Consider the following 1,274-nt stretch of genomic DNA (forward strand, 5'->3'; position numbering starts at 1 on the left):
GTCGCACGACGCTGTCTGCGCGGGGCTTTTTGCGTCAGAATCCACGTCTATTCGCCGTTCGGTATGGGTTTCGATGAGTTGCAACAGTCAGAAAATCAGCGCGCTGCGTCGCCAGATTCCTTCGTTCGAGTGCGTCCCCGGTTGCCACGACTGCTGTGGGCCGGTGACCACCTCGCCCGAGGAAATGTCGCGCCTGCCGCGCAAGACCGCTGCCGAGCAAGAGGCGGCGATGGACGAGCTGAACTGCGTGCACCTTGGGCCCAAGGGTTGCACGGTGTATGACGAGCGGCCGCTGATCTGTCGCCTGTTCGGCACTACCAAGACCTTGCCGTGCCCTAATGGCCGCCGGCCAGTGGAGCTGATTCATCCGCAGGTGGAGAAGCAGATTCATGAGTACATGGCGAGTACCCGGCAGGTGTTGGTCTAGCGGATGTACTCGGTTAAAACCAAGGGAGCAGGCAAGCCAGCTCCCACATTTGGCCGTGTTGTGTCAGTGGGTCAGTCAGGGATCGGCAGGTTCAGGCTCTCTTTCACCTCTTCCATCACGATATAGCTCTTGGATTCCCGCACATGGGGGAGTTTGAGCAGGATATCGCCCAGCAATTTGCGGTACGAAGCCATCTCCGAGATCCGCGCTTTCACTAGGTAGTCGAAATCACCCGACACCAGATGGCACTCCAGCACGTGAGGCAGTTTCAGCACGGCTCGGCGAAATTCTTCAAAGGTGTCACCCGACTTGTAATCCAGGCTGATCTCGACAAATACCAGCAAACTTCCCTTCAAATGCTGGGGGTTGAGCCGTGCGTTGTAGCCCATGATGATCCCTTCGCGCTCCAGGCGCCGCACGCGCTCGGTGCAGGGCGTGGTGGACAGCCCGACCTTTTCCCCCAGCTCCGTGAACGAGATGCGCCCGTCGGTTTGCAGGATGCGCAGGATATTGCGGTCGATCTTGTCCAGCTCCCGCTTGGTCTGGGTGTTGGTACGCATAGGGGATACGCCTCTGTCAAAAGGGTTTTTGCCAAGAATTGTCGCCAAATATAGGCATTTATATAGTGAAATGCACTGCCGATTGTTTTTTACACTGCGCCCATCATTGCTCGAATAACACACGTCAGCGGCTGAGCCCGCGATGAGGATATAAAAATGCGCGTTCTGGTCTTGGGTAGCGGCGTCATTGGGGTGACCAGTGCCTACTATTTGGCGCGGGCCGGCTTCGACGTTGTGGTGGTTGATCGTCAGCCTGCCGCTGCCATGGAAACCAGTTTCGCTAATGC

The 1,274-nt window shown here is 57.4% G+C and carries 3 protein-coding genes; 2 read left to right on the top strand and 1 reads right to left on the bottom strand.

Translation table 11 applies throughout. The features are described 5' to 3' along the window. Positions 1-73 precede the first annotated feature (73 nt). Positions 74-427, top strand: coding sequence for a YkgJ family cysteine cluster protein (locus BKD70_RS23420; protein WP_060763902.1), 354 nt, complete (start codon positions 74-76; stop codon positions 425-427). Positions 428-498: 71 nt separating this feature from the next. Here BKD70_RS23420 and BKD70_RS23425 read toward each other — a convergent pair whose 3' ends face one another. After that, a complete protein-coding gene (locus BKD70_RS23425; RefSeq protein ID WP_003176896.1) occupies positions 499-987 on the bottom strand; it encodes an Lrp/AsnC ligand binding domain-containing protein in 489 nt (162 codons plus the stop codon). 156 nt (positions 988-1,143) lie between these two features. Here BKD70_RS23425 and BKD70_RS24575 point away from each other — a divergent pair. Then, positions 1,144-1,274, top strand: a 131-nt coding sequence (locus tag BKD70_RS24575; RefSeq protein WP_139145830.1) for an FAD-dependent oxidoreductase, incomplete at its 3' end; no start/stop codon positions are given.

Source organism: Pseudomonas sp. BS-2016 (genome assembly GCF_001806145.1).
GTDB classification, from domain to species: domain Bacteria; phylum Pseudomonadota; class Gammaproteobacteria; order Pseudomonadales; family Pseudomonadaceae; genus Aquipseudomonas; species Aquipseudomonas lundensis.